Consider the following 23,653-nt stretch of genomic DNA (forward strand, 5'->3'; position numbering starts at 1 on the left):
GCGCGCCGAAAATGCTAAGCCAGGTACCTGCTGCTGGGTTTTTTAATGATTAAACAGTCCGTACTCGCTCAGCTGAGCATCCGCACCGAACTCGCCGCCTCACACGCCATCCTCAGGTCTTCCCCCGCAAGCAAATGCTGGTAATGCGCCTTCAATGCCGGCTCCCAGCCCGCCACTTCCTCCAGTACTTGCTCGGCCTGCTCCCGCGTCAGGGCAAAGTGAGCGTGGTGGCTGAGCAGGTTTGCGCGGCTGATCTGGCTGCCCTCACGGCCAACAGCCATGGCCAAGGTTTGTGCCGGCCCTTCTTCGAGCATGGGCAGTACGTCGTACATCGGCGACAGACGCCACCCGCCTGCCACCCAGATCACTGCATGGTTGCGTGGATGGTCGTCAGAGTTCCCCACCAGAGCGTTGTAGCACATGCGTTTGAACAGCTCCTGCAGATCAGCATCGGGCACGCCCCGCCGGCGCATTTCATCGGCTACGGCAGCGTAGCGCCAATCCCGATGGTGTGCGCCGTTCCATTCTGAATCCAGCAGGGTCAATGCGCTGAGCATGGGAATGCGCCGGGCGCCCTGCGCAATTGGCGTGCGGTCGAAGCGTTCGATCAGCAAGGTTGAAGGGTTTTCGGCATGCAGCGCGGTTTTTGCCACGTTCAAACCCTGCCCTGCTGCAAAGGTCATGCAGGCATATTCGATGGAGGGCAGGTCGTAGTGGTCGTAGCGATCACGGGGCTTGGCCAGTATCAACATGCCATTGTCCTGCAGCGTGCGTTTGGGGCGCGCGCCGCCCAGGGCGGAACGCTGTTGGCGGACGTTGAGGGTTGCTACCGACTCGGCGTCGAGCTGGCCGTCGTACACCGCCTCGCACGCGGCGACGAATTTCGCCAGGCCTTTCAAGGTGGGTACCGCGCCGTCGCCCAGGCCAGGTGCGGGCGTGGTTGCGCCGCCGGCCATCAGGTTGCCGACGCGGTCGTTGTTCGGTGACTTGAGCAAGAAATCGAGGGTGCCCAGTTCCTGGCCGTACGCCCTATGCAGCAGCCGCTCGCCCCAGCCATCAGGCATGGCGTCATTGATGAAGCCGGGTATGCCGCGGTTCTTGGCGATCCCCGTGTAGGGCTCGGCACGCAGGGGGTAATTGATGGGGTCGGGTACCCAGCCGCCCTGCGCCACATGGTCAGGCGCATAGAGGAACTCACCGAGCTTGCCTTTGAGGGTCAGCCGGCCAAGGGTGATGACCTCACCCGTCTCGGGGTGCTCCATATAGATGTAGGCACGGGACATCAGAATTCCTCGGGCTTGGGTTTTGCCAGCCGCACGCGGCGGGATGCGAGGCTCTGGTGGGCATCGTCGTCATCACTGAAGCGGGTGATCTGGGAGGTTCTTTCAATGCCCTCCAGCGAGGCGAAGACCGTGTCGCTGATGCCCAGGCGCCATAACACCAGCATGAAAGAACGCAGGTCCACGCGTGCGGAGCCGCCTTCGATCTTGCGAAGGGTATGCGCGGAGACGCCGATTGCTGCTGTGAGGTCTGTTTGACGCAAACCGAGCGACAGGCGCCTTGCCTTCACCAGAAGCCCTATTTTACTGAGAGTATCGACGCAGGCGACGGGGAAAAAGTCATCCATAAAGTCTACCAGTACTAACATTAAGTCTCATAAGGTAAACCATAGCACGCATTACGGTTTGTTACGATGAGCATAAAGCTCACAATATTAAGTTTTAACTCTAATAAGGGACACCACGATTAACGTTATAGATTGCTGATGGTCACCTGTCGGTGATGCCGGGCAGGCCAGAAACCCGACTATGCTGGAAGCAGCCCAACCTCGGGTCGCAGGGGAGCTCGGATTTTTATCCGGAGTACCGCCTAGTGGCCCAGGCCGTTCCATCGCAGCCCAGGCCACGCGCCCTCCTCCTCAGCCTGCTGCACGCCAATATCCAGGACGTTTTCAACGAGTTCGGCGTGCAGATCATGTCGCCCCACTACCTCGGCGACCCGCTGCAGGCCAAGTGGGTGCCAAGGGAGCAGTGGTACGCCGACCCTGCCAAGCCAGAACATCCGCAGCCAGCCAGCAAGCCTTGAAAGGGAGTTTGCGATGACGGACCCAAGCAAGAAGATGAGCCTGATGGGCCTTACTACGCTGGTGACGGTCAACATGATGGGGTCGGGCATCATCATGCTGCCGACCAACATGGCGCAACTGGGCGCGGTGTCGCTGTTGTCATGGGCCTTCACCGCGATTGGTTCGATGGCCATTGCCTACTGTTTTGCTCAATGCGGGATCTTCTGCCCGCGCTCTGGCGGCCTGTCGGCCTACACCGAAGAAGCCCACGCAAAATCAGGCTTCTTTCTCTGCTCCTACCTGTACTTTCTGTCGCTGGCGATCGCCAACGTGGCGGTGGCAATTTCTGCGGTGGGCTACATGACCGCGTTCGTGCCTTGGTTGGGCACCGGTGCCGTGCCGCTGTTCATCGGCACCGTGGGGCTGATCTGGCTGACCATCGTCGCCAACTTTGGCGGCCCGAACATCACCGGCAAGATCGGTGCAATCACGGTCTGGGGTGTCATCATCCCCGTTGCGGGGCTGAGTATCATCGGCTGGTTCTGGTTCAAGCCCGACCTGCTCCAGGCCGCCTGGAACCCTAATGCGTTGCCGCTTTCCGAGGCCATCGGCAAGGCCATACCGCTGACCCTGTGGGCCTTTCTCGGCATGGAGTCGGCAGCCCAGGCGTCCGATGCGGTCGAGAACCCGAAGCGCGACGTGCCGCTGGCGTGCCTCTTCGGTACCCTGGGGGCGGCGGTGGTCTACGTGCTTTCGACCACGGTCATCCAGGGCATCATCCCCAACGCTGAGCTGGCCAACGCGTCAGCGCCTTTCGCGCTGGTCTACGCGAAGATGTTCAGCCCGCTGGTGGGCAATATCGTCATGGCCTTGGCGGTCATGGCCTGTGTCGGCTCACTGCTGGGCTGGCAGTTCACCCTGGCCCAGACTGCCAAGATGACCGCCGACCAGAACCTCTTTCTCAAGCTGTTTAGCAAGCTCAACAGGTTTGGGGCGCCGGTTATTGGCATGATCGTCTGCGGCCTGTTGCAGACTGCAATGGCCGTGTCGACCATTTCACCCAATGCCAGTGCGCAATTCAGCAAGCTGGTGAACCTTGCTGCAGTGACCAACCTGATCCCCTACGTGACAGCGCTGACCGGGCTACTGGTGATCATGTACAAGGCCAACGTCTCGCCAACGGTGTACTCGCGCAACCTGGTTGTGCTGCTGATTGCCGTGTCCTACTCGCTTTACGCGCTGTATGCCTGCGGCATGGAGGCTTTGTTTGGCGGGTTGCTGGTGCTCGCCTTTGGCTACCTGCTGTACGGGTTTCTCGCCAAACGCTTCGTCTACCCGCCAGCTGCCGGCCTGAGCGGAGGGCGCGAGCAATGAAGCCGTTGTCAGCGAAGCTTTTGCGCCTGCTGCTGGCGGGTGCGCTCTCTGGTGTTTCGGTTGTTTCCTGGGCCGATACCCTGGAGCGGGTGCGCAGCAGTCATACCCTGACGCTGGGCTACCTGCCTGGGTCAGCACCGTTCAGTGCCCTGAACGGCGATACCGTCGAGGGTTACGCCATTGATCTTTGTCTGAAGATCAGTGAACGGGTCAAATCCGAACTGCAGCAACCCGCGTTGCAGGTGCGGTTTCAGCCCGTGGAAATTACCCAAGCGGTTGCTGCGGTCAGCTCGGGCAAAGTCGATATCCTCTGCACGCCGACCCCGCAGACGCTCGAGCGGCGCAAAGCAGTGAGCTTTTCGCTGCCGGTGTATACCGCGGGGCTCTCGGCCGTGGTCCGTAAGCAGTCACCTGAGCCGTTGCTCAAGGCGCTCAACGGTGAGGTGGCGCATGACGGGCCGACCTGGCGCGCCACGGTCAATCGGGGCCTGGCCAAGCAGACCTATGCCGTATTGGCGGGTAGTGCCACGCAGCAGTGGGTTGGCGAGCAGATGCGGCTGCTTGGGGTGATCGCGACCTTGGTTAGCGTCAAGAGCAATGAGGAAGGCGTACGGCGCGTGGCCGAGGGCGGTGCCGATGCGTTCTTTGCCGACCGTATCCTGCTCAAGACCCACATCGCGTCGGGCTATCCGGACGGCAGCCTATTGCTGCTCGACCGAATCTACGAATATGCGCCGGTTTCGCTGATGATCACGCGCGGCGATGATGACTTTCGGTTGCTGGTCGATACGGTGCTGAGCGAGATGTACCGGTCGGGCGAAATCGAGCAGGCCTACGTCAAATACCTCGACGGTGTGAGCGACACGGCCAGGCGGTTGTTCAAGGTTTATGCGTTGCCCTGACTCAGCCCAGCCCACCAAACCGCTTGTAGAAGCTCTCGTTAACATCCGGCAACGGCCCATCTGCCGTCTCTAGTGCGGTCCCCAGCCACGCTTCCGCCTTGCCCCACACCAGCCGATAGAGGTTACGGCACAACTGGCGAGCAGCCCTGCCTTCCCAGTCCCCAGGCAGCAGCTCATCCGGCAACTGCGGGTCACGCAGCAGCAGCCGGCGGTACTCATGAATCAACAAGGTGCGCGCCAGGAAGCAGTCCTGGGCATCGAGTTCATTCTCCTCCTTGAGCGCCTGCCACAGCGGTCGGAACAAGCGGATGAACTCGCTGTAGTGCTCACCCAGTTCCTCGATCCGCCAGCTTTCCCGCACCTGGGCGCGCATGGCCTTGGAGGCCAGTACTTCCTGGGTGTGGGTTTCGAAGACGATGCTGTCGTCAGTGGCGTCCAGCTCGCGCAAGGTGGTCGCCAGGTCGGCACGATCAGCGCGCGGGCAGCCCAGTACGTTCGGGGCGATGGCGCCGTAGCCCTGCCACTCCAGTTCCTCGCGCACGGCCTTGCGCTTGCTGGCCTCCAGCTGCGACAGCAACACCAGCGTCCAGGCGCCGTCCCAGGCTGGCAGGCTCGCGCTGTAAACACGCTTGAAGGCTTTTTCGAAACGGCGCCGGCCTGTGCCGGTGAGGCTGTAATAGCTGCGCCGGCCGACTTTCTCGGCGGTCAGCCAGCCTTCCTTGGTCAGGCGGAAGATCGAGGTGCGGATCAGCCGTTCGTTGATGCCGATCGGCTCCAGCAGGTTGATCAGGCTGCCCAGCCAGACCGTGCCACCATGCGGCTCGATGGCGTCGCCATACAGGGTGATGATCAGCGAGCTCGCGCGGATCGGCGTCTGCTCCTGGAAGCGGGTGATCAAGGTATTGAGGGGGGCAAGGCTGCTCATGAGGGAACTGTAAGCCGATGGAGCCCCGACTATACCTGCCCGCCGTGCCGCCTGGCCATTGCCAGTCACCACCAGGCTCATGCCTGCGCCTCGCCTTTGGGGCGAAAGCCGCAATCACCCATGCGTGGGCGCTGCGCCTCGACTTCGCTCAGGGGCGGGCATTCGACCAGGGCGGCACTGCAGCGCTGGGCCAGACGCTGGTATTCGGCTGTGCCGCGTTGCTTCCAGGCGACCTCTTGATCGCTGAGGGTACGCTTGGCCTGTGCCGGCGCGCCGATTACCAGGCTCTGCTCGGGGCATTCGAAGCCAGCCTTGACGAAGGCCGTGGCGCCGACGATGCAGCGTGGCGCGATGTGTGCGCCGTCCATGATCACCGCATTCATGCCCACCAAGGCATCGGCGCCTATCCGGCAGCCGTGCAAAACCGCGCCGTGGCCCACATGGCCATGGCGCTCTATCACCGTATCGCCGCCCGGGAAGCCGTGCATCACGCAGGTGTCCTGCAGGTTGGCACCCTCCTCCAGCACGATGCGGCCAAAGTCGCCGCGCAATGACGCCAGGGGGCCGACGTAACACTGCGGGCCGATGATCACATCGCCGATCAGCACGGCCGTCGGGTGTACGTACGCCGTTGGGTGGATCACGGGGGTCAGGCCGTCCAGCCGATAGCAAGGCATGTCACACCTCTCAAAATGATTCAGTTAGTGGGGTGATCATGTATCACGATAAATGTAACCGTCAATTGCTGATTCTCTGTATCGCTTTTCGAGGTGCACCTCCCAGCCCATAAAATTTGACTTTAACGCTGTATTTACTGGGCTTTAAAAGCCTAATCCGGGCCTGACTGGAAGGAATTTCTCGCACTAAGGGACACGTAATGCAATCTTTGCTATTGCCGTTATGTATCAGATAAGGCATATACTGGACCTCACCCGGGCAGGCCTCAGCGTTTTCCCTTGCCCCTGCAGACAATTCCAATAAATGCCGGCCCACGTGCCGTGCGTGCAGCCTGAGGAAACCGACATGCCTCGCTATCTCGTTGTGCAGGCGCCTGAGGACGGCGTCCGCCTGATCACCCTGCAGCGGCCCGAAGCCCTCAATGCGCTGTGTACCGAACTGCTCGCCGAGCTTGCGGCCGAGCTGGAAAGTGCCGAGCGCGACCCGGCAACCCTCGCCGTAGTGCTCACCGGCAGCCGCAAGGCCTTCGCTGCCGGCGCCGACATCCGTGAAATGGCCGAGCGCGACCTGGTCGGCATCCTCAATGACCCGCGTGTCGCCCATTGGCAGCGCATCGCCAGTTTTGCCAAACCGCTGATTGCAGCGGTCAACGGCTTCGCCCTGGGCGGTGGCTGCGAGCTGGTGATGTGCGCCGATATCGTCATCGCCGGCGAAGACGCACGCTTCGGCCAGCCCGAAATCAACCTGGGCATCATCCCCGGTGCGGGCGGCACACAACGGCTGTTGCGCGCGGTCGGCAAGCCGCTGGCCATGCAGATGGTTCTGACCGGCGATCCGATCACCGCCCGGCAGGCCCAGCAGGCCGGCCTGGTCAGCGAGCTGACGCAGCCCGAGCTTGCCGTCGAGCGCGCCCTGCAAGTGGCGGCCAGCATCGCCCGCAAGGCACCGCTGGCCGTGCGCCTGGCCAAAGAAGCCCTGCTCAAGGCCGGGGACACCGACCTGGCCACCGGCCTGCGCTTTGAACGCCACGCGTTCACCTTGCTGGCCGGTACCGTCGACCGCGACGAAGGCATCCGCGCCTTCCAGGAAAAACGCCCGGCGCACTTCTTGGGCCAGTAACCCCCTCTTCCCCACCGACTGACGGAGCGAGCCTGTCATGGCTTTCGAGCACATCCTGTTTTCCATCGAGGACGGTGTCGCCCTCCTCTCGCTGAACCGGCCTGACCAGCTGAACAGCTTCAACACGCAGATGCACAAGGAAGTGCGCGAGGCGCTCAAGCAGGTACGCCAAGCCCCGCAGGTACGCGTGTTGCTGCTGACTGGCGAAGGGCGTGGCTTTTGCGCCGGGCAAGACTTGTCTGACCGCAACGTCGCGCCTGGCGCGCAAGTGCCCGACCTGGGCGAGTCCATCGAGGCGTTCTACAACCCGCTGGTGCGCGCCCTGCGCGACCTGCCGATGCCGGTCATCTGCGCGGTCAACGGCGTGGCGGCCGGTGCGGGCGCGAACATTCCGCTGGCCTGTGACCTGGTGCTTGCGGCCCGCTCGGCAAGCTTTATCCAGGCGTTCTGCAAGATCGGCCTGGTGCCGGACTCGGGTGGTACCTGGCAACTGCCGCGCTTGGTCGGCATGGCTCGGGCCAAGGCGCTAGCCATGCTCGGTGAACGCCTGAGTGCGGAAAAAGCCGAGCAATGGGGCCTGATCCACCGGGTGGTCGACGACGCCGCACTGCGTGACGAGGCGCTGGCCCTCGCCCGCCAGCTGGCGACCCAGCCGACTTACGGGCTGGCCCTGATCAAGCGTGCGCTTAACGCCAGTTACGACAATCACTTTGACCAGCAGCTCGAACTTGAGCGTGACCTGCAGCGCCTGGCCGGGCGCAGCGAGGACTACCGCGAAGGCGTCGCGGCGTTCATGGCCAAGCGCGCACCGGCCTTCAAGGGGTGCTGACATGAGTGCACTTAACGGTAACGCCCAGGTCGCGGTGATCGGCGCCGGTGCGATGGGGGCCGGCATCGCCCAGGTGGCCGCCCAGGCGGGGCATCCGGTTTGCCTGTATGACAATCGCCCAGGCGCTGCGGCCCTGGCCGTGCAAGGCATCGACCGCCAGCTCGGCCGCCTGGTCGAAAAAGGCAAGCTCGACGCTACCGCACGCCAGGCGATCAGCGCGCGCCTGCGGCCCGTGGAAGCGCTCGAAGCACTGGCCGATGCGCAACTGGTAATCGAAGCGATCGTCGAAAACCTGCAGGTCAAACAGGCACTCTTGCAGCAGCTCGAAGCCCTGTGCAGCGACAGCTGCATATTGGCCAGCAACACCTCATCGCTGTCGATCACCAGCCTGGCCGCCGGCCTGCGGCGGCCCGAACGGGTGATCGGCATGCACTTTTTCAACCCTGCGCCGTTGATGGCGTTGGTCGAGGTCGTTTCAGGCCTGGCCACCGCCCCCGCCTTGGCTGCCACGCTGTACGACACGGCCACGGCCTGGGGCAAGCAGCCGGTGCATGCGCGTTCGACGCCGGGCTTCATTGTCAACCGGGTGGCGCGGCCGTTTTATGCCGAGAGCCTGCGCCTGTACCAGGAAGGCGCCGCTGATTGCGCGAGCCTCGATGCGCTGATGCGTGACGCCGGTGGTTTCCGCATGGGCGCTTTCGAGCTGACCGACCTGATCGGCCACGATGTCAATTACGCCGTGACCTGCTCGGTGTTCGGCGCCTTTTATGGTGACTTCCGCTTCCAGCCCTCGCTGGTACAGAAAGAGCTGGTGGATGCCGGCCGTCTTGGGCGCAAGAGCGGCCAGGGTTTCTACGATTACAGCGAAGGTGCGCTGCGGCCGCAGCCCGCCGAGGTGCAAAGCGCGGCGCGTGTCGAGTGCTGCGTGGTCGAAGGCAGCCTGGGCGTGATGCAGCCCTTGCTGCAGCGCATCCAGGCCAGCGGCATCCAGGTCACCGAGCGCCCGGGCAGCGGCCTGCTGCGGGTAGGTGATGCCACCCTGGCGTTGTCTGACGGCCGCCTGGCCAGCCAGCGCGCGCGTGAAGATGGGCTGCGAAACCTGGTGCTGGTGGACCTCGCGCTGGATTACAGCAAGGCCGAACGGATTGCCATCAGCACTTGCCCCGACACCACCCGCGAGGCGCGCGAACACGCCGTGGCGTTGCTGCGCCAGGCGGGCCTGAAGGTTTGTCTGGTCGCCGACCTGCCGGCCCTGGTGGTGTTGCGCACCGTCACCACGCTCGCCAACGAAGCTGCCGATGCCGTGCTGCAAGGCGTAGGCTCGGCAGCCGACATCGACCTGGCCATGCGCGCCGGGGTCAATTACCCGCGCGGGCCGTTGGCCTGGGCCGAGCAGATCGGCATCGGCTACACCCTGCGCGTGCTGGACAACCTGCAGCGCTGCTACGGCGAGACCCGCTACCGCCCTTCGCTGCTGCTGCGCCGCGTGCATGCCCAAGGAGGCCGACTGCATGACTGAAGCCCAACGAACCCCCGAGCAACTGGCACGCGCCTGCGCCGATGCAATGTTTTCCCGCGACCGCGCCACCCAGGCCCTGGGCGCTCGGCTGCTCGACGTCGGCCCCGGCCAGGCCCGCCTGAGCATGCCGGTGCGCGCCGACATGATTCAGGGCCACGGCAGCTGCCATGGTGGTTTCTTGTTCAGCTTGGCGGACTCGGCGTTTGCCTTCGCCTGCAACAGCTACGACGAAGCCACCGTGGCCTTGGGCTGCAGCATCGACTACGTGGCGCCGGCGTTCGAGCATGACGTGCTCACCGCTACCGCCAGCGAACTCACCCGCAAGGGCCGCACCGGCCTGTATGACGTGCGCCTGGAAAACCAGCGCGGCGAACTGATTGCCCTGTTCCACGGAAAATCCTACAAAGTGCGCGGCACGGTGTTGCCGCAGGAGACCCAGGATGACTGACCAGACCTTCGACCAGGCGTTGATCATCGACGCCGTGCGCACGCCGATCGGCCGTTATGGCGGCGCGTTAAGCAGCGTGCGCGCCGACGACCTCGCGGCCGTGCCGATCAGGGCGCTGATGGCCCGCCACCCCGAACTCGACTGGGCCGCCATTGATGACGTGATCCTCGGCTGCGCCAACCAGGCGGGCGAAGACAACCGTAACGTGGCACGCATGGCTAGCCTGCTGGCCGGCCTGCCCGATGCCGTGCCGGGCACCACCCTTAATCGCCTGTGCGGTTCCGGGCTGGATGCCGTCGGCAGCGCCGCCCGCGCCCTACGCTGCGGCGAGGCCGGGCTGATGCTGGCCGGTGGCGTCGAGTCGATGTCGCGGGCACCCTTCGTCATGGGCAAGTCAGAGCAGGCCTTCGGCCGTAGCGCCGAGCTGTTCGACACCACCATCGGCTGGCGTTTCGTCAATAAACTGATGCAGGCGCAGTACGGCATCGACTCGATGCCCGAGACCGCCGAGAATGTCGCCGCGCAGTTCGGTATTTCGCGCGAAGACCAAGACGCTTTCGCCTTGCGCAGCCAGCACAAGGCGGCCGCCGCCCAGGCCCGGGGCCGGCTGGCACGGGAGATCGTGCCGGTCGAGATCGCCCAGCGCAAAGGCCCGGCCAAGCGTGTCGAGCATGATGAGCACCCGCGCGCCGACACCACCCTGGACCAGTTGGCCAGGCTCGGCACGCCGTTCCGTGAAGGCGGCAGCGTGACAGCAGGCAACGCTTCGGGCGTCAACGACGGCGCTTGCGCCCTGCTGCTGGCCAGCACTGATGCGGCCCGCCGCCATGGCCTGAAGCCGCGCGGCCGGGTCCTCGGCATGGCCGCCGCTGGGGTCGAGCCGCGCATCATGGGCATCGGCCCGGTCCCGGCGACCCGCAAGGTACTTGCGCAGGCCGGCCTGAGCCTGGCCGACATGGATGTCATCGAGTTGAACGAGGCATTTGCGGCCCAAGGCCTGGCGGTGCTGCGCGAGCTGGGCCTGGCTGACGACGACAAGCGCGTCAACCCCAATGGCGGCGCTATCGCCCTGGGGCATCCGCTGGGCATGAGCGGCGCACGGCTGGTGACCACCGCCCTGCACGAGCTGGAAGAACGCGGCGGCCGCTACGCCTTGTGCACCATGTGCATCGGCGTTGGCCAAGGCATTGCCCTGGTCATCGAGCGCCTCTGAGCACATCAGACCAATGGCCTGAGACTGAACACGACACGGGCAGTATGCTGCCCGCATGACACTCAAGGCCTTAGCGCCTACGTACAAGAACAATTCGAGTGAAGCCATGAACATGTACCACGATGCCGAACGCGCCCTGCTTGACCCGATCGAGACCGCCAGTGTCGACGAGCTGCGCCAGCACCAGCTGGACCGCCTGCGCTGGAGCCTGAAGCACGCCTACGACAATGTACCGCTGTACCGCCAGCGTTTCGACGAGTGCGGCGCCCACCCAGACGACCTTACCGCGCTTGAAGACCTCGCCAGGTTCCCCTTTACCGGTAAGAACGACCTGCGCGACAACTACCCCTATGGCATGTTCGCCGTGCCCCAGGAAGAGGTGGTGCGCCTGCACGCCTCCAGCGGCACCACGGGCAAGCCTACCGTGGTCGGTTATACCCAGAACGACATCAACACCTGGGCCAACGTGGTCGCCCGTTCGATCCGCGCGGCCGGCGGGCGCAAGGGCGACAAGGTGCACGTGTCCTATGGCTATGGCCTGTTCACCGGCGGCCTGGGCGCGCACTACGGTGCCGAACGGCTCGGTTGCACGGTGATCCCCATGTCGGGCGGCCAGACCGAGAAGCAGGTGCAACTGATCCGTGACTTCCAGCCTGACATCATCATGGTCACGCCCTCGTACATGCTCAACCTGGCTGACGAGATCGAACGCCAGGGTATCGACCCGCACGACCTCAAGCTGCGCCTCGGGATCTTCGGCGCCGAGCCGTGGACCGACGAGTTGCGCCGCTCGATCGAGCAGCGCCTGGGCATCAATGCCCTGGATATCTATGGCCTGTCGGAGATCATGGGGCCAGGGGTGGCCATGGAATGCCTGGAAACCAAGGACGGGCCGACCATCTGGGAAGACCACTTCTACCCCGAGATCATCGACCCGGTCAGCGGTGAGGTGTTGCCGGACGGGCAGCTTGGCGAACTGGTGTTCACCTCGTTGAGCAAGGAAGCGCTGCCAATGATCCGCTACCGCACCCGCGACCTGACACGCCTGTTGCCGGGTACGGCGCGGCCGATGCGGCGGATCGGCAAGATCACTGGGCGCAGTGACGACATGCTGATCATCCGCGGGGTCAACGTGTTCCCCACGCAGATCGAAGAGCAGGTGCTTAAAATAAAACAGCTTTCAGAGCTGTATGAGATACACCTGTATCGCAATGGCAACCTGGACAGTGTCGAGGTGCACGTGGAGCTGCGTGGCGAATGCCAGGTACTCGACGAGGCGCAGCGCAAATGGGTGGTGGCTGAGTTGAGCAAACAGATCAAGACCTACATCGGCATCAGCACCCAAGTGCGGCTGCAGCCTTGCGGCACGCTCAAGCGCTCCGAAGGCAAGGCATGCCACGTTTACGACAAGCGCTTGGCTGGCTGATCGTTCAGCGCTGAATCCTTTTTTCCCCGGGGCCACCAGGTGCTTGGCTTGGCATTTTCAGTGCCTATCAGATCGAGCGCCGCGCGGGCGGCGCTCGATCTCCGCCCCACCTCCAAACCCAAGACAGGCACCTAGCCGCCATCACCCTATCTCCCGACCAGCACATAGCAGCCGCTGTGGGCGCTTCTTCCCGGCAATCCGATACAAAAATATTATCTGATACCTAATAATATGTTTGATGTTGTGTTTTGTATCGCTTATAAATGACTCATGCCCCACCCAGCCCTGAGGCAGGAGTCAGAACATGTACGCACAGCTAGTCGAAACCGGTGTAAAACGCGTCAAGTCGCTAGACGAGATGTCGCCTGAAGAGCGCAACTTCCAGGAAAAGATCGACGCCGAGATCAAGATCGAAGCCAAGAACTGGATGCCCGAGGCCTATCGCCAGACCCTGATCCGGCAGATCTCCCAGCACGCCCATTCGGAAATCGTCGGCATGTTGCCCGAAGGCAACTGGGTCACCCGCGCCCCAAGCCTTAAGCGCAAGCTGCAACTGATGGCCAAGATCCAGGACGAAGCTGGTCACGGCCTGTACCTGTACAGCGCCATGGAAACCCTCGGCGCCGACCGCGACGAAGAAATCGCCAAGCTGCACAGCGGCAAGGCCAAGTACTCGAGCATCTTCAACTACCCGACCCTGAGCTGGGCCGACATGGGCGCGGTAGGCTGGCTGGTCGATGGCGCCGCGATCGTCAACCAGGTGGTGCTGCAGCGCACCTCCTACGGCCCCTACTCCCGCGCCATGATCCGTATCTGCAAGGAAGAGAGCTTCCACCAGCGCCAGGGCTACGAGCTGCTGCTGACCATGATGCGCCACGGCACCCAGGCGCAGAAGGACATGGTCCAGGACGCCATCAACCGCCTGTGGTGGCCGTCGCTGATGATGTTCGGCCCAAGCGACGAGCACTCCCCCAACAGCGCCCAGTCGATGGCCTGGAAGATCAAGCGCCAGACCAACGACGAACTGCGCCAGCGTTTCATCGACCAGACCGTGCCACAGCTCGAACTGCTCGGCTGCACCGCGCCCGACCCGCACCTGAAGTGGAACGAGGCACGCGGCCACTACGACTTCGGCGAAATCCAGTGGGACGAGTTCTACGAAGTCATCAAGGGTAACGGCCCGTGCAACCTGGAGCGTGTCGCCACCCGGCGCAAAGCCATCGAGGACGGTGCCTGGGTGCGCGAGGCCGCCGTGGCCTATGCGCGCAAGCAACAGAACAAGAACGCCGCCTGAGCGGCGATTGATGCGGAGATCGAAAATGTCTGTCTGGACCCTCTACGAAGTGTTCGTGCGCAGCAAGCACGGCTTGAACCACAAGCATGTCGGCAGCGTGCATGCCGCCGACGCCGCCATGGCCATCGAGAATGCCCGTGAGCTGTACACCCGCCGCAGCGAAGGCGTGAGCCTGTGGGTGGTGCCTTCGGCGCTGATCACCGCCTCCTCGCCTGACGAGAAAGACCCGTTGTTCGCCCCTTCGGACGACAAGGTCTACCGCCACGCCAGCTTTTACGAACTGCCCGACGAAGTCGGACACATGTGAGGTTGGCCATGCATACAGAAACGCTTATCCCGTATTTGCTGCTACTGGGCGACACCGCCCTGGTGCAGGGCCAGCGCCTTTGTGAATGGTGCGGCCATGCGCCGGCCATCGAAGAAGAGCTGGCCTTGATGAACGTAGGCCTCGACCTGGTCGGCCAGGCCCGTAACTGGCTGGAGTACGCCGCCGAGTTGCTCGATGACGGCCGTGATGCCGACGCCCTTGCCATGCGTCGTGACGAACGCGCCTACCGCAACCTGCTGCTGGTCGAGCAACCCAATGGCGACTTTGCCGTGACCATGACCAAGCAGTTCTTCTATGACGCCTGGCATTACGCGGTGCTGCAGGGCCTGGCCGCGTCCAGCGACGAACGTATCGCCGGCATTGCCGCCAAGGCACTCAAGGAGGTCACCTACCACCTGCGGCGCTCCGGCGAATGGGTGCAGCGCCTGGGCGGCGGCACTGACGAAAGCCGTCGGCGCATGCTCGATGCGATCCCCGCGCTGTGGCGCTTCACCGTCGAACTGACGGCAGGCAGCGAAAACGAAGTTCGCCTGGCCGAGGCCGGCATTGCTGCCGACCCGCGCAGCGTCGGTGCGGCCTGGCTCAAGCAGGTGACAGCGATTTTCGATTCGGTGCAACTGCCGCTGCCCAAGGCGGCCAGCCATTTCTACCTGGACAGCCGCAAAGGCCTGCACACCGAGCACCTGGGGCTGTTGCTGGCCGAAATGCAGTTCCTGCCACGGGCCTACCCCGATGCAACCTGGTGAGCTGATTGCCAGCGACCTCGGCGCCCGTGCGGCCCGCGGCGATGACCTGGCCCGGGCCTGGGAAGTACTGGAGCAGGTCATGGACCCGGAAGTGCCGGTAGTCAGCGTGGTCGACCTGGGCATCGTCCGCGACCTCGACTGGCGCGCCGGCCACCTGCACCTGGTAGTCACGCCGACCTACTCCGGTTGCCCGGCGACCGAGGTGATCGAGGCCGACATCCGTGACGCGCTGCAACAGGCCGGTTTCGCTGCCCCTGCGCTGGAGCGGCGGCTGACCCCGGCCTGGAGCACCGACTGGATCAGCGAGCTGGGCCGCCAACGCTTGCGCGCCTACGGCATCGCACCGCCCGAGGGCAGCACCAGCAAGCGCAGTTTGCTCGGTGAAGCGCCCCAGGTGTGCTGCCCGCAGTGCGCCAGCCCCCACACCGAACTACTCAGCCAGTTCGGCTCCACGGCCTGCAAGGCGCTGTACCGCTGCCGCGAGTGCCTGGAGCCGTTCGACTATTTCAAATGCATTTGAGCCGTGGAGAACACCATGAGCCAGTTTCACAGCCTGACCATCAAGCAAGTGCGTAACGAGACCCGCGACGCGGTATCCATCGCCTTCGACGTGCCTGAGCACTTGCAGGCGCAATTCAGCTTTACCCAGGGCCAGTACCTGGTCATGCGTACCCAGTTGGACAACGAGGAAGTACGCCGCTCGTATTCCATCTGCAGCGCGGTTCAGGATGGCGAGCTGCGGGTAGCCGTCAAGCGCGTGCCGGGCGGGCGTTTCTCCGCCTTTGCCAATGACGTGCTCAAGGCTGGCCAGCAACTGGAAGTGATGCCGCCGTCCGGCAGTTTCCACGTACCGCTGGACCCTGCCCGTCATGGCCACTACCTGGGCGTGGCCGCAGGCAGCGGCATCACGCCGATCCTGTCGATCATCGCCACCACCCTGGCCAGTGAGCCGCACAGCCGCTTCACCCTGCTGTACGGCAACCGCTCCAGCTCCGGTGCGTTGTTCCGCGACAAGCTCGAAGACCTGAAAAACCGTTACCTGGACCGCCTGAACCTGATTTTCGTGTTCAGCCGCGAGCAGCAGGATGTCGACCTGTACAACGGCCGGATCGATGCCGACAAGTGCGGCCAACTGTTCGCCCGCTGGCTGGACGTCACCACGCTGGACGCGGCGTTCATCTGCGGCCCCCAGGCGATGACCGAAACCGTGCGCGACAGCCTGCTGGCCAACGGCATGGGCAAGGAGCGCATCCATTTCGAACTGTTTGCCGCCGCTGGCAGCGAAGCACGCCGCGAGGCCCGTGAGGCGGCGCGCCAGGTGGATTCGGCGCTCAGCCATATCACCGTGATCAGCGATGGCCGCGCCCTGTCGTTCGACCTGCCGCGCAACAGCCAGAACGTGCTGGACGCCGGTAATGCCATTGGCGCCGAGCTGCCCTACTCGTGCAAGGCGGGCGTGTGCTCCACCTGCAAGTGCCGGGTGATCGAGGGCGAGGTAGAGATGGACAGCAACCATGCGCTGGAAGACTACGAAGTGGCGGCGGGCTATGTGCTGTCGTGCCAGACCTACCCGGTGAGCGACAAGGTGGTGCTCGACTTCGACCAGTTGTAAACCCGCGCCGCTTTACGACACCGCATGCAACACCCGTGTGACCTCACAAAAAACAACTACAACACCAAGAGATCGCTGACCCATGACTCCCGAACGCATCGCAAGCATCGCCAACCACCCCGACTTCCAGCACCTGGTCCGGCGCAAGCGCCGCCTCAACGGCAGCCTGACCCTGGCCATGCTGGTGATCTACTACGGCTTCGTTCTGCTGGTGGCGTTCTCGCCCAGCACCCTCGGCCAGTCGCTCAGCGGTGGCGTGACCACCGTCGGCATGCTGGTGGGCGTGCTCATGGTGCTGTTGTCGTTCGCCCTCACCGGCATCTACGTGCACCGCGCCAACAACGTGCTCGACCCGCTCAACGACAAGGTCAAGCAGGAGTGCGCGCAATGAACTGGACCGCCATCTCGATGTTCATGGTGTTCGTCTGCTTCACCTTGCTGGTCACCCGCTGGGCCGCATTGCGGACCCGTTCGGCCAGTGACTTCTACACCGCCGGCGGCGGCCTGACCGGCATGCAGAACGGCCTGGCGATCGCCGGCGACATGATCAGCGCCGCGTCGTTCCTGGGCATTTCGGCAATGATGTTCATGAACGGCTACGACGGCCTGCTGTACGCCCTGGGCGTGCTCGCCGGCTGGCCGATCATCCTGTTCCTGATCGCCGAACGCTTGCGCAACCTGGGCAAGTACACCTTTGCCGATGTGGTGTCCTACCGCCTGGCTCAAACCCCCGTGCGCCTGACGTCGGCGTTCGGCACCCTGGTCGTGGCGCTGATGTACCTGGTGGCGCAGATGGTCGGTGCCGGCAAGCTGATCGAGCTGCTGTTCGGTATCAGCTACCTGTATGCGGTGATGCTGGTCGGGGTGCTGATGGTCGCCTACGTGACCTTCGGCGGCATGCTCGCCACCACCTGGGTGCAGATCATCAAGGCGGTGATGTTGCTCAGCGGTACCACGTTCATGGCCTTCATGGTGCTCAAGCACTTTGGCTTCAGCACCGAGGCGATGTTTGCCAGTGCCGTTGCCGTGCACGCCAAGGGCCAGGCAATCATGGCGCCGGGCGGCTTGCTGTCGAACCCGGTGGACGCGATTTCGCTGGGCCTGGGCATGATGTTCGGCACGGCGGGCCTGCCTCATATCCTGATGCGGTTCTTCACCGTCAGCGATGCCAAGGAAGCGCGTAAGAGCGTGTTCTACGCCACCGGTTTCATTGGCTACTTCTACCTGCTGCTGATCGTCATCGGCTTCGGCGCCATCGTCATGGTCGGCACCGAGCCGTCTTACCGCGATGCAGCGGGCGCGATCATCGGCGGCGGCAACATGGTCGCGGTGCACCTGGCCCAGGCGGTGGGTGGCAACCTGTTCCTCGGTTTCATTTCTGCCGTGGCCTTCGCCACCATTCTGGCGGTCGTGGCTGGCCTGGCGCTATCCGGTGCGTCGGCGGTGTCCCACGACCTGTATGCCTGTGTGATGCGCAAAGGCCAGGCCACCGAGCAGCAAGAGATGCGGGTTTCACGTATCGCCACCCTGGTGATCGGCCTGCTGGCAGTGGTGCTCGGGCTGGTGTTCGAGTCGCAGAACATCGCCTTCCTCTCCGGCCTGGTGCTGGCCGTGGCTGCGTCGGTCAACTTCCCTGTGTTGCTGCTTTCGATGTTCTGGAAGGGCCTGACTACCCGCGGCGCGGTGTGCGGCAGCATGGCCGGGCTGTTCTCGGCCGTCGTGCTGGTGGTACTGGGCCCGGCGGTGTGGGTCAACGTGCTGCACAACGAACAGGCACTGTTCCCCTACAGCAACCCGGCGCTGTTCTCGATGAGCCTGGCGTTCCTCGGCGCCTGGGTGTTCTCGGTCACCGACAGTTCGGCGCGGGCCACCGAAGAACGTGGCCGCTACCTGGCGCAGTTCATTCGCTCCATGACCGGTATTGGCGCCGCCGGCGCCAGCAAGCACTGATTTCGAGAACAACCATGTCGGGTACAACAACAATGAACCGCACTCGCTTCTCTTGCCTCACCTGGCTTGCCACGCTCGCCCTGCCCTTGCCGGCCATGGCGGACTTCGTCGGCGACAGCCATGCGCGCCTGGAACTGCGCAACCACTACATCAACCGCGACTTCCGCCAGAGCAATGCGCCGCAGGCCAAGGCCGAGGAATGGGGCCAAGGCTTTACTGCCCGCCTGGAATCGGGCTTCACCGAAGGCCCGGTAGGCGTCGGCGTGGATGCCATGGGCCAGTTGGGCGTCAAGCTCGACAGCAGCCGTGACCGCCGCAACACCGGCCTGCTGCCGTTTGGCCCGAACAGCCACGAGCCTGTCGATGATTACAGTGAGTTGGGCCTGACCGGTAAAGTGCGCGTGTCCAAGAGCACCCTGCGCCTGGGCACCTTGCAGCCGATCCTGCCGGTGGTGGTGTACAACGACACCCGCCTGCTGGCTTCGACCTTCCAGGGCGGGCTGCTGACCAGCCAGGAACTCAATGGCCTGACCGTCAACGCCGGGCGCCTGACCAAGGCCAACCTGCGCGACTCGTCTGGCCGCGACGACATCGGCTACGGCGCCGCCAGCAGCGACCACCTGGACTTCGGCGGTGGCAGCTACGCCATTACCCCGCAGACCAGCGTCAGCTACTACTACGCCAAGCTCGAAGACATCTACCGCCAGCAATTCGTCGGCCTGGTCGACACCCGCCCGCTGGGCGAAGGCCTGAGCCTGCGCAGCGACCTGCGGTACTTCGACAGCCGCAATGATGGCGCCGAACGCGCCGGCAACATCGACAACCGCAACTTCAACGCCATGTTCACCCTCGGCGTCAGGGCGCACAAGTTCACTGCCACCTGGCAGCAGATGTCCGGCGACAGCGCCTTCCCCTTCGTCAACGGCGGCGACCCGTTCACCGTCAACCTGGTGACCTACAACACCTTCACCCGCGCCGGGCTCGATTCGTGGCAGGTGCGCTATGACTACGATTTCGTCGCCATGGGCATCCCTGGCCTGAGTTTCATGACCCGCTACACCGACGGCCGCCACGCCGAGACCGCAACCGTCAGCAACGGCCGTGAGCGCGAGCGCGACACCGACCTCACCTACGTCATCCAGAGCGGCCCGTTCAAGGACGTCAGCCTGCGCTGGCGCAACGTCACCTTCCGCTCCGGCAATGGCCTGACCAATGCTGTGGACGAGAACCGCCTGATCATCGGCTACACCCTGGCGCTGTGGTAACAGCGCCCTCAAAAGGAGAACAGCATGTCTGACGCCCCAACCCTGCAGAGCTTCATCGCTGGCCGCTGGATCGGCCAGCACGGCGCCCAGGCCCTGCGCAGTGCCTTGAACGGCCATGTCCTGGCCTACAGCCATGAAGAACGCCCAGACTTCGCCGAAGCCGTGGACTTTGCCCGCGCCCGTGGCCTGGCCGCACTGATGGCCATGGACTTCCAGCAGCGCGCAGCCCGCCTCAAGGCCCTGGCGCTGTACCTGGCCGAGCACAAAGAGCAGCTCTACGCCCTGTCACACCACAGTGGCGCCACCCGCGCCGACAGCTGGATCGACATCGAAGGCGGCAATGCCACGCTGTTCGCCTACGCCGGCATCGGCAGCCGCGAACTGCCCTCGGGCAACCTGGTGCACGAAGGCCCGGCGATACCATTGGGCAAGCAAGGCCATTTCGCCGGCAGCCATATCCTGGTGCCGCGTGCTGGCGTCGCCGTGCATATCAATGCGTTCAACTTCCCCATCTGGGGCATGCTGGAGAAGTTCGCGCCCACCTTCCTGGCCGGTATGCCGTGCATTGTCAAACCCGCCACATCCACCAGTTACCTGACCGAAGCCGTGGTGCGCCTGATGCACGCGTCGGGCCTACTGCCGGCTGGCAGCCTGCAACTGGTGATCGGCAGCACCGGCGACCTGCTCGACCGCCTTCAGGGCCAGGACGTGGTGACCTTCACCGGTTCCGCCGATACCGCAGCCAAATTGCGTGTCACGCCGAACCTGATCCGCAACTCGGTGCCCTTCACCGCCGAGGCGGACTCGCTGAACTGCGCGATCCTCGGCCCGGACGTTACCCCGGACAGCGAAGAGTTCGACCTGTACATCAAGGAGGTGGTGCGTGAAATGACCACCAAGGCCGGGCAGAAATGCACCGCCATCCGCCGCGCCATCGTACCGGCCAAGCACATCGATGCCGTCGCCACCCGCCTGCGCGAGCGCTTGAGCAAGGTGGTGGTCGGCGACCCTTCGCTGGAGGGCGTGCGCATGGGTGCCTTGGCATCCCATGATCAGCAACGTGACGTTGGCGAGCGGGTCCGCAGCCTGCTGCAGAGCTGCGACCAGTTGTTTGGCGCCAGCGACGGGTTCGCGCCGCGTGGCGAGGGCGTTGCCGAAGGGGCGTTCTTTGCGCCGACCCTGCTTCAGGCGCGCGACCCGCATGCCGAAGGCGGTGCCCACGATATCGAAGCGTTCGGCCCGGTCAGCACGCTGATGGCCTACGACGACCTTGACGAAGCCTTGGCCTTGGCTGCCCGCGGCAAGGGCAGCCTGGTGGCGACCCTGGTCACCGCCGACCGAGCCGTTGCCGCCAAGGCCATCCCACTCGCCGCCGCCTGGCATGGTCGCCTGCTGGTGCTGGACCGCGAAGCCGCGCTGGAGTCCACCGGCCATGGCTCGCCGCTGCCCCAGCTCAAGCACGGCGGCCCTGGGCGCGCCGGTGGTGGCGAAGAGCTCGGTGGCCTGCGTGCGGTCAAGCACTACCTGCAGCGCGCCGCAGTGCAAGGCTCGCCGAGCATGCTCAGCGCCGTGACGGGCGAGTATGTGCGCGGTGCCGAGGTAATCGAAAGCGAAGTGCATCCGTTCCGCCGCTACTTCCAGGACCTGCGTATCGGTGAGTCGCTGCTCACCCACCGGCGTACCGTGACCGAAGCGGACCTGGTCAACTTCGGCTGCTTGTCGGGTGACCACTTCTACATGCACTTCGATGAGATCGCCGCCAAGGAGTCGCAGTTTGGCAAGCGTATCGCCCATGGTTACTTCGTGCTGTCGGCGGCGGCGGGCCTGTTCGTTTCCCCCGGCGCTGGGCCGGTGCTGGCCAACTATGGCCTGGACACCTTGCGTTTCATCAACCCGGTGGGGATCGGCGACACGATTCAGGCGCGCCTGACCTGCAAACGCAAGATCGACCAAGGCAAGACCAGCCCGCTGGGACAGCCGCAAGGTGTGGTGGCGTGGGACGTCGAGGTGACCAACCAATTGGGCGAGCTGGTGGCGAGTTACGACATTCTCACCTTGGTGCTGAAGAAGCCTGATTGAACGCGGGCCTAGGGTAGCCGCGCTTTACCGTTGGTCAGGGCGCGCAGCTATCGGACTGACCTCCCTCGGCGCTGGTCGCTCTGAGTTCATGAGGGGTGGTCAATGGCTTCGCCTCTCACTCCTGTATTGGGCCCGCCTGATCGCGGGCCCTTTTTTATCGAAGCAGGCTTCAACCAAGCGGAGGGTTGCGAGATGAAAGACAGACTGCACATGGGGGGTGGCAGCGTCGAAGATGACTGGCCAGAGCTGGAACCTGACAGGCGCCAGGACCAGGTGGACGACCCGGATGCCGATCCGAACCTGACCGATGATGACGAAAACCGCCCCGGGGTGCCTGCCAGCGACCCTGAATCGGGCGCCTGATTGCCGAATCGATGGGCTGCAGTGCAGCCCATCGCCGCACCACCGATCAGCCCACTACTGCAGGGTCACCCACTGGCTGATTGGGTTTACTCCCGGAAATACGCCAGCTCACCGCCGTAATCCCGTAGCGTTCTGCCATCGGCCTGCTCACTTTCTTGATTTTCTCCCGCCCGAACTTGGGAATGATGCCGATGCCCGCATCACAACTTGCCCAATGCCAGGCTTCGGCGTTGTCCAACCGTTCAAGACGAATGATAAAACTGCGCGGCTGACCATGCAGTTGATAATCGATGATGTAAAGCTGTGGACCAGGCATCGCAGGGGCCTCCTCTTCTCCATGGATGACTCACTGATTGATCGGGGCAGTGCGAGAAAATTCAAAATTTTTGCCGACCTTCGGTACCAGTGGCCCCGGATGGCGTTGAGGCGGGTTTAACGTGGCGCCGAACCCGCTCACAACACGTTCAATCGGCTAGGCCCTGGGTCACGAGTGTCGCCCGCCACCATGGCTGTTCTGCCCACCCTTGCGTCCGGCTTGCGACGCCCGTTCACGGTCGTTGGCGAAGTTGCCGCCGGACACTTTCCCGCCCTTGTGCCCCGCGCGGGACGCCTTTTCCCGGTCATTGGCGAAATTGCCCGGGTTGTTCTCCTTGGTGCCGCCGCGCTGGCTGGTCCGCTCTTGTTCAAGCGCCATGTCGTTTCTCCTTGCGATGGAAGGGTTGTCTGCGCAATGCCTTAGTTCCGAGCCAGTGATCAGCGCCAATGCTCAATCGTTTTGCACGGGGCTGACGGGTGGCATGAAACGGCCGCAGGCCAAATGTTTGCGCCGCAGCCTCAGGCATGCACACTCCACTGGGTGCTTTGCGATTCGATCGGCATCTCGTCAATGGCGTGAATCAACCCGTTCTCCAGCGCCTCCTCGGGCCCCAGTATCCGCGGATACGCCATCAGGTAACGGGGCACATCCAGCACTTCGGCACTGCCCTGGGTCCGTTCGGCGACGATCTGCGCGTAAAGGCGCAGGTCGTAGTCCAGGCTCATGGCGTATTCAGCCATCCTGGCATGGTCGACCGAGCCATGCAGCGTCCAGTGAAAGGGGTGAAACAGGAACTTGCTGAACGCACAGGCGGTGCGGTGCTCGCCTGCCAGAAACAGGATATTGCCCATCGACTCCACCGTGCCCAGGTTGTGGGTGTGCAGCGGAATCGGCAACGCGCGCAGGAAGTTGTACAAGGTGAACCCATAACTGCACTCACCGCCCATGGTGGCGATGTTCAGTTGCAGCAATTCGGCGCCTTGTTGCATGGCCCGCGAGCAGGTGCTGATCAGGTTGCCGCAGGTGGATGAGTTGATCGGGCCGGTGAAATGGATGATATGTCTGGCCATGCTTGCCTCCAGGGTGGCGGGTCATCCATTGAATGGGCAGGCCCTCATTGGTATGCGGTGGAGACGCCATCGGCGGCAAAGTTCAACTCTGCTCGCGCTCCCGTTGGTCAACCGTGCTGAACCTCACAGGCC

General features: G+C 63.8%; 23 protein-coding genes and 3 pseudogenes. 19 read left to right on the forward strand and 7 right to left on the reverse strand.

All coding sequences use genetic code 11. The features are described from left to right. Window positions 1-68 precede the first annotated feature (68 nt). Both PC358_RS04775 and PC358_RS04780 read right to left on the reverse strand, forming a co-directional pair. On the reverse strand, window positions 69-1,283 hold the full coding sequence (locus PC358_RS04775) for a type II toxin-antitoxin system HipA family toxin (protein ID WP_033697892.1): 1,215 nt from the start codon (window positions 1,281-1,283) through the stop codon (window positions 69-71). Then, window positions 1,283-1,627 (reverse strand): helix-turn-helix domain-containing protein, encoded by a 345-nt coding sequence (locus PC358_RS04780; RefSeq protein ID WP_033700039.1) that lies wholly within the window; start codon window positions 1,625-1,627, stop codon window positions 1,283-1,285. Before PC358_RS04780 ends, PC358_RS04775 begins: the two co-directional genes overlap by 1 nt. 215 nt (window positions 1,628-1,842) lie before the next feature. Here PC358_RS04780 and PC358_RS04785 point away from each other — a divergent pair. From PC358_RS04785 to PC358_RS04795, 3 genes and pseudogenes are all read left to right on the forward strand, one after another. Further along, window positions 1,843-2,085, forward strand: a pseudogene (locus PC358_RS04785) (mechanosensitive ion channel family protein); the annotation flags it as partial. Window positions 2,086-2,098: 13 nt separating this feature from the next. Then, window positions 2,099-3,439 carry a putrescine-ornithine antiporter gene (gene potE / locus PC358_RS04790; protein WP_033697894.1) on the forward strand — a complete coding sequence of 447 codons (1,341 nt, stop codon included), beginning with the start codon at window positions 2,099-2,101 and terminating at the stop codon, window positions 3,437-3,439. Then, window positions 3,436-4,341 (forward strand): amino acid ABC transporter substrate-binding protein, encoded by a 906-nt coding sequence (locus PC358_RS04795; protein WP_033697895.1) that lies wholly within the window; start codon window positions 3,436-3,438, stop codon window positions 4,339-4,341. Before potE ends, PC358_RS04795 begins: the two co-directional genes overlap by 4 nt. Before the next feature lies 1 nt (window position 4,342). On the opposite strand, the gene paaX is transcribed toward PC358_RS04795, so the two are convergent. Then, a complete protein-coding gene (paaX, locus tag PC358_RS04800; protein WP_077068406.1) occupies window positions 4,343-5,266 on the reverse strand; it encodes a phenylacetic acid degradation operon negative regulatory protein PaaX in 924 nt (307 codons plus the stop codon). A gap of 77 nt (window positions 5,267-5,343) precedes the next feature. Then, window positions 5,344-5,943 carry a phenylacetic acid degradation protein PaaY gene (paaY, locus tag PC358_RS04805; RefSeq protein ID WP_033697897.1) on the reverse strand — a complete coding sequence of 200 codons (600 nt, stop codon included), beginning with the start codon at window positions 5,941-5,943 and terminating at the stop codon, window positions 5,344-5,346. Between the two features lie 346 nt (window positions 5,944-6,289). On the opposite strand from paaY, the gene paaF reads away from it, so the two are divergent. The 16 genes and pseudogenes from paaF to PC358_RS04885 all read left to right on the forward strand — a co-directional run bounded on the left by paaF (window position 6,290) and on the right by PC358_RS04885 (window position 22,135). After that, window positions 6,290-7,063: a 2,3-dehydroadipyl-CoA hydratase PaaF gene (paaF, locus tag PC358_RS04810; protein WP_033697899.1), complete on the forward strand. Its 774-nt coding sequence runs from the start codon at window positions 6,290-6,292 to the stop codon at window positions 7,061-7,063. A 37-nt stretch (window positions 7,064-7,100) separates the two neighbouring features. After that, window positions 7,101-7,892 (forward strand): 2-(1,2-epoxy-1,2-dihydrophenyl)acetyl-CoA isomerase PaaG, encoded by a 792-nt coding sequence (paaG, locus tag PC358_RS04815; protein WP_033697900.1) that lies wholly within the window; start codon window positions 7,101-7,103, stop codon window positions 7,890-7,892. Between the two features lies 1 nt (window position 7,893). Beyond that, entirely contained in the window at window positions 7,894-9,411 is a 1,518-nt protein-coding gene (paaH, locus tag PC358_RS04820) for a 3-hydroxyacyl-CoA dehydrogenase PaaH (protein WP_033697901.1), read from the forward strand. After that, window positions 9,404-9,859 (forward strand): hydroxyphenylacetyl-CoA thioesterase PaaI, encoded by a 456-nt coding sequence (paaI, locus tag PC358_RS04825; protein WP_033697902.1) that lies wholly within the window; start codon window positions 9,404-9,406, stop codon window positions 9,857-9,859. Before paaH ends, paaI begins: the two co-directional genes overlap by 8 nt. Then, window positions 9,852-11,072 carry a 3-oxoadipyl-CoA thiolase gene (pcaF, locus tag PC358_RS04830; RefSeq protein WP_033697903.1) on the forward strand — a complete coding sequence of 407 codons (1,221 nt, stop codon included), beginning with the start codon at window positions 9,852-9,854 and terminating at the stop codon, window positions 11,070-11,072. Before paaI ends, pcaF begins: the two co-directional genes overlap by 8 nt. Window positions 11,073-11,178: 106 nt before the next feature. Further along, window positions 11,179-12,498: a phenylacetate--CoA ligase PaaK gene (gene paaK / locus PC358_RS04835; RefSeq protein WP_033697904.1), complete on the forward strand. Its 1,320-nt coding sequence runs from the start codon at window positions 11,179-11,181 to the stop codon at window positions 12,496-12,498. A 304-nt stretch (window positions 12,499-12,802) separates the two neighbouring features. Continuing rightward, window positions 12,803-13,792: a 1,2-phenylacetyl-CoA epoxidase subunit PaaA gene (paaA, locus tag PC358_RS04840; RefSeq protein ID WP_033697905.1), complete on the forward strand. Its 990-nt coding sequence runs from the start codon at window positions 12,803-12,805 to the stop codon at window positions 13,790-13,792. 25 nt (window positions 13,793-13,817) lie between these two features. Next, a complete protein-coding gene (paaB, locus tag PC358_RS04845) occupies window positions 13,818-14,099 on the forward strand; it encodes a 1,2-phenylacetyl-CoA epoxidase subunit PaaB (RefSeq protein ID WP_004374528.1) in 282 nt (93 codons plus the stop codon). Window positions 14,100-14,107: 8 nt separating this feature from the next. Continuing rightward, the gene (gene paaC, locus PC358_RS04850) at window positions 14,108-14,866 is read left to right on the forward strand and encodes a 1,2-phenylacetyl-CoA epoxidase subunit PaaC (protein WP_033697906.1); all 759 of its coding nucleotides are present in this window, start codon (window positions 14,108-14,110) and stop codon (window positions 14,864-14,866) included. Next, window positions 14,853-15,386: a 1,2-phenylacetyl-CoA epoxidase subunit PaaD gene (gene paaD, locus PC358_RS04855; protein ID WP_033697907.1), complete on the forward strand. Its 534-nt coding sequence runs from the start codon at window positions 14,853-14,855 to the stop codon at window positions 15,384-15,386. The genes paaC and paaD overlap by 14 nt, the downstream gene beginning before the upstream one ends. Before the next feature lie 15 nt (window positions 15,387-15,401). Further along, a complete protein-coding gene (gene paaE, locus PC358_RS04860) occupies window positions 15,402-16,478 on the forward strand; it encodes a 1,2-phenylacetyl-CoA epoxidase subunit PaaE (RefSeq protein WP_033697908.1) in 1,077 nt (358 codons plus the stop codon). Between the two features lie 82 nt (window positions 16,479-16,560). Further along, window positions 16,561-16,869 (forward strand): DUF485 domain-containing protein, encoded by a 309-nt coding sequence (locus PC358_RS04865; protein WP_012314487.1) that lies wholly within the window; start codon window positions 16,561-16,563, stop codon window positions 16,867-16,869. Beyond that, window positions 16,860-18,428 (forward strand): annotated as a pseudogene (locus PC358_RS04870) (cation acetate symporter); the annotation flags it as partial. The gene PC358_RS04865 and the pseudogene PC358_RS04870, both read left to right, overlap by 10 nt. 32 nt (window positions 18,429-18,460) lie before the next feature. Continuing rightward, window positions 18,461-19,693 (forward strand): OprD family porin, encoded by a 1,233-nt coding sequence (locus PC358_RS04875; RefSeq protein ID WP_033697910.1) that lies wholly within the window; start codon window positions 18,461-18,463, stop codon window positions 19,691-19,693. A gap of 24 nt (window positions 19,694-19,717) precedes the next feature. Then, entirely contained in the window at window positions 19,718-21,772 is a 2,055-nt protein-coding gene (gene paaZ / locus PC358_RS04880; protein ID WP_033697911.1) for a phenylacetic acid degradation bifunctional protein PaaZ, read from the forward strand. Between the two features lie 192 nt (window positions 21,773-21,964). After that, window positions 21,965-22,135: a hypothetical protein gene (locus PC358_RS04885; protein WP_156056759.1), complete on the forward strand. Its 171-nt coding sequence runs from the start codon at window positions 21,965-21,967 to the stop codon at window positions 22,133-22,135. Between the two features lie 46 nt (window positions 22,136-22,181). Here the strand turns inward: PC358_RS04885 and PC358_RS26880 are convergent, their stop codons facing one another. The 3 genes and pseudogenes from PC358_RS26880 to PC358_RS04900 all read right to left on the reverse strand — a co-directional run bounded on the left by PC358_RS26880 (window position 22,182) and on the right by PC358_RS04900 (window position 23,521). Beyond that, complete coding sequence (locus tag PC358_RS26880; protein ID WP_077068408.1) at window positions 22,182-22,451, reverse strand: DUF6555 family protein; 270 nt, start codon at window positions 22,449-22,451, stop codon at window positions 22,182-22,184. A 168-nt stretch (window positions 22,452-22,619) separates the two neighbouring features. Next, a pseudogene (locus PC358_RS04895) lies at window positions 22,620-22,775 on the reverse strand (con-10 family general stress protein); the annotation flags it as partial. Between the two features lie 194 nt (window positions 22,776-22,969). Then, complete coding sequence (locus PC358_RS04900) at window positions 22,970-23,521, reverse strand: ATP-dependent Clp protease proteolytic subunit (protein ID WP_033697915.1); 552 nt, start codon at window positions 23,519-23,521, stop codon at window positions 22,970-22,972. Window positions 23,522-23,653: the final 132 nt, after the last annotated feature.

Source organism: Pseudomonas capeferrum (assembly GCF_000731675.1).
Lineage (GTDB): Bacteria > Pseudomonadota > Gammaproteobacteria > Pseudomonadales > Pseudomonadaceae > Aquipseudomonas > Aquipseudomonas capeferrum.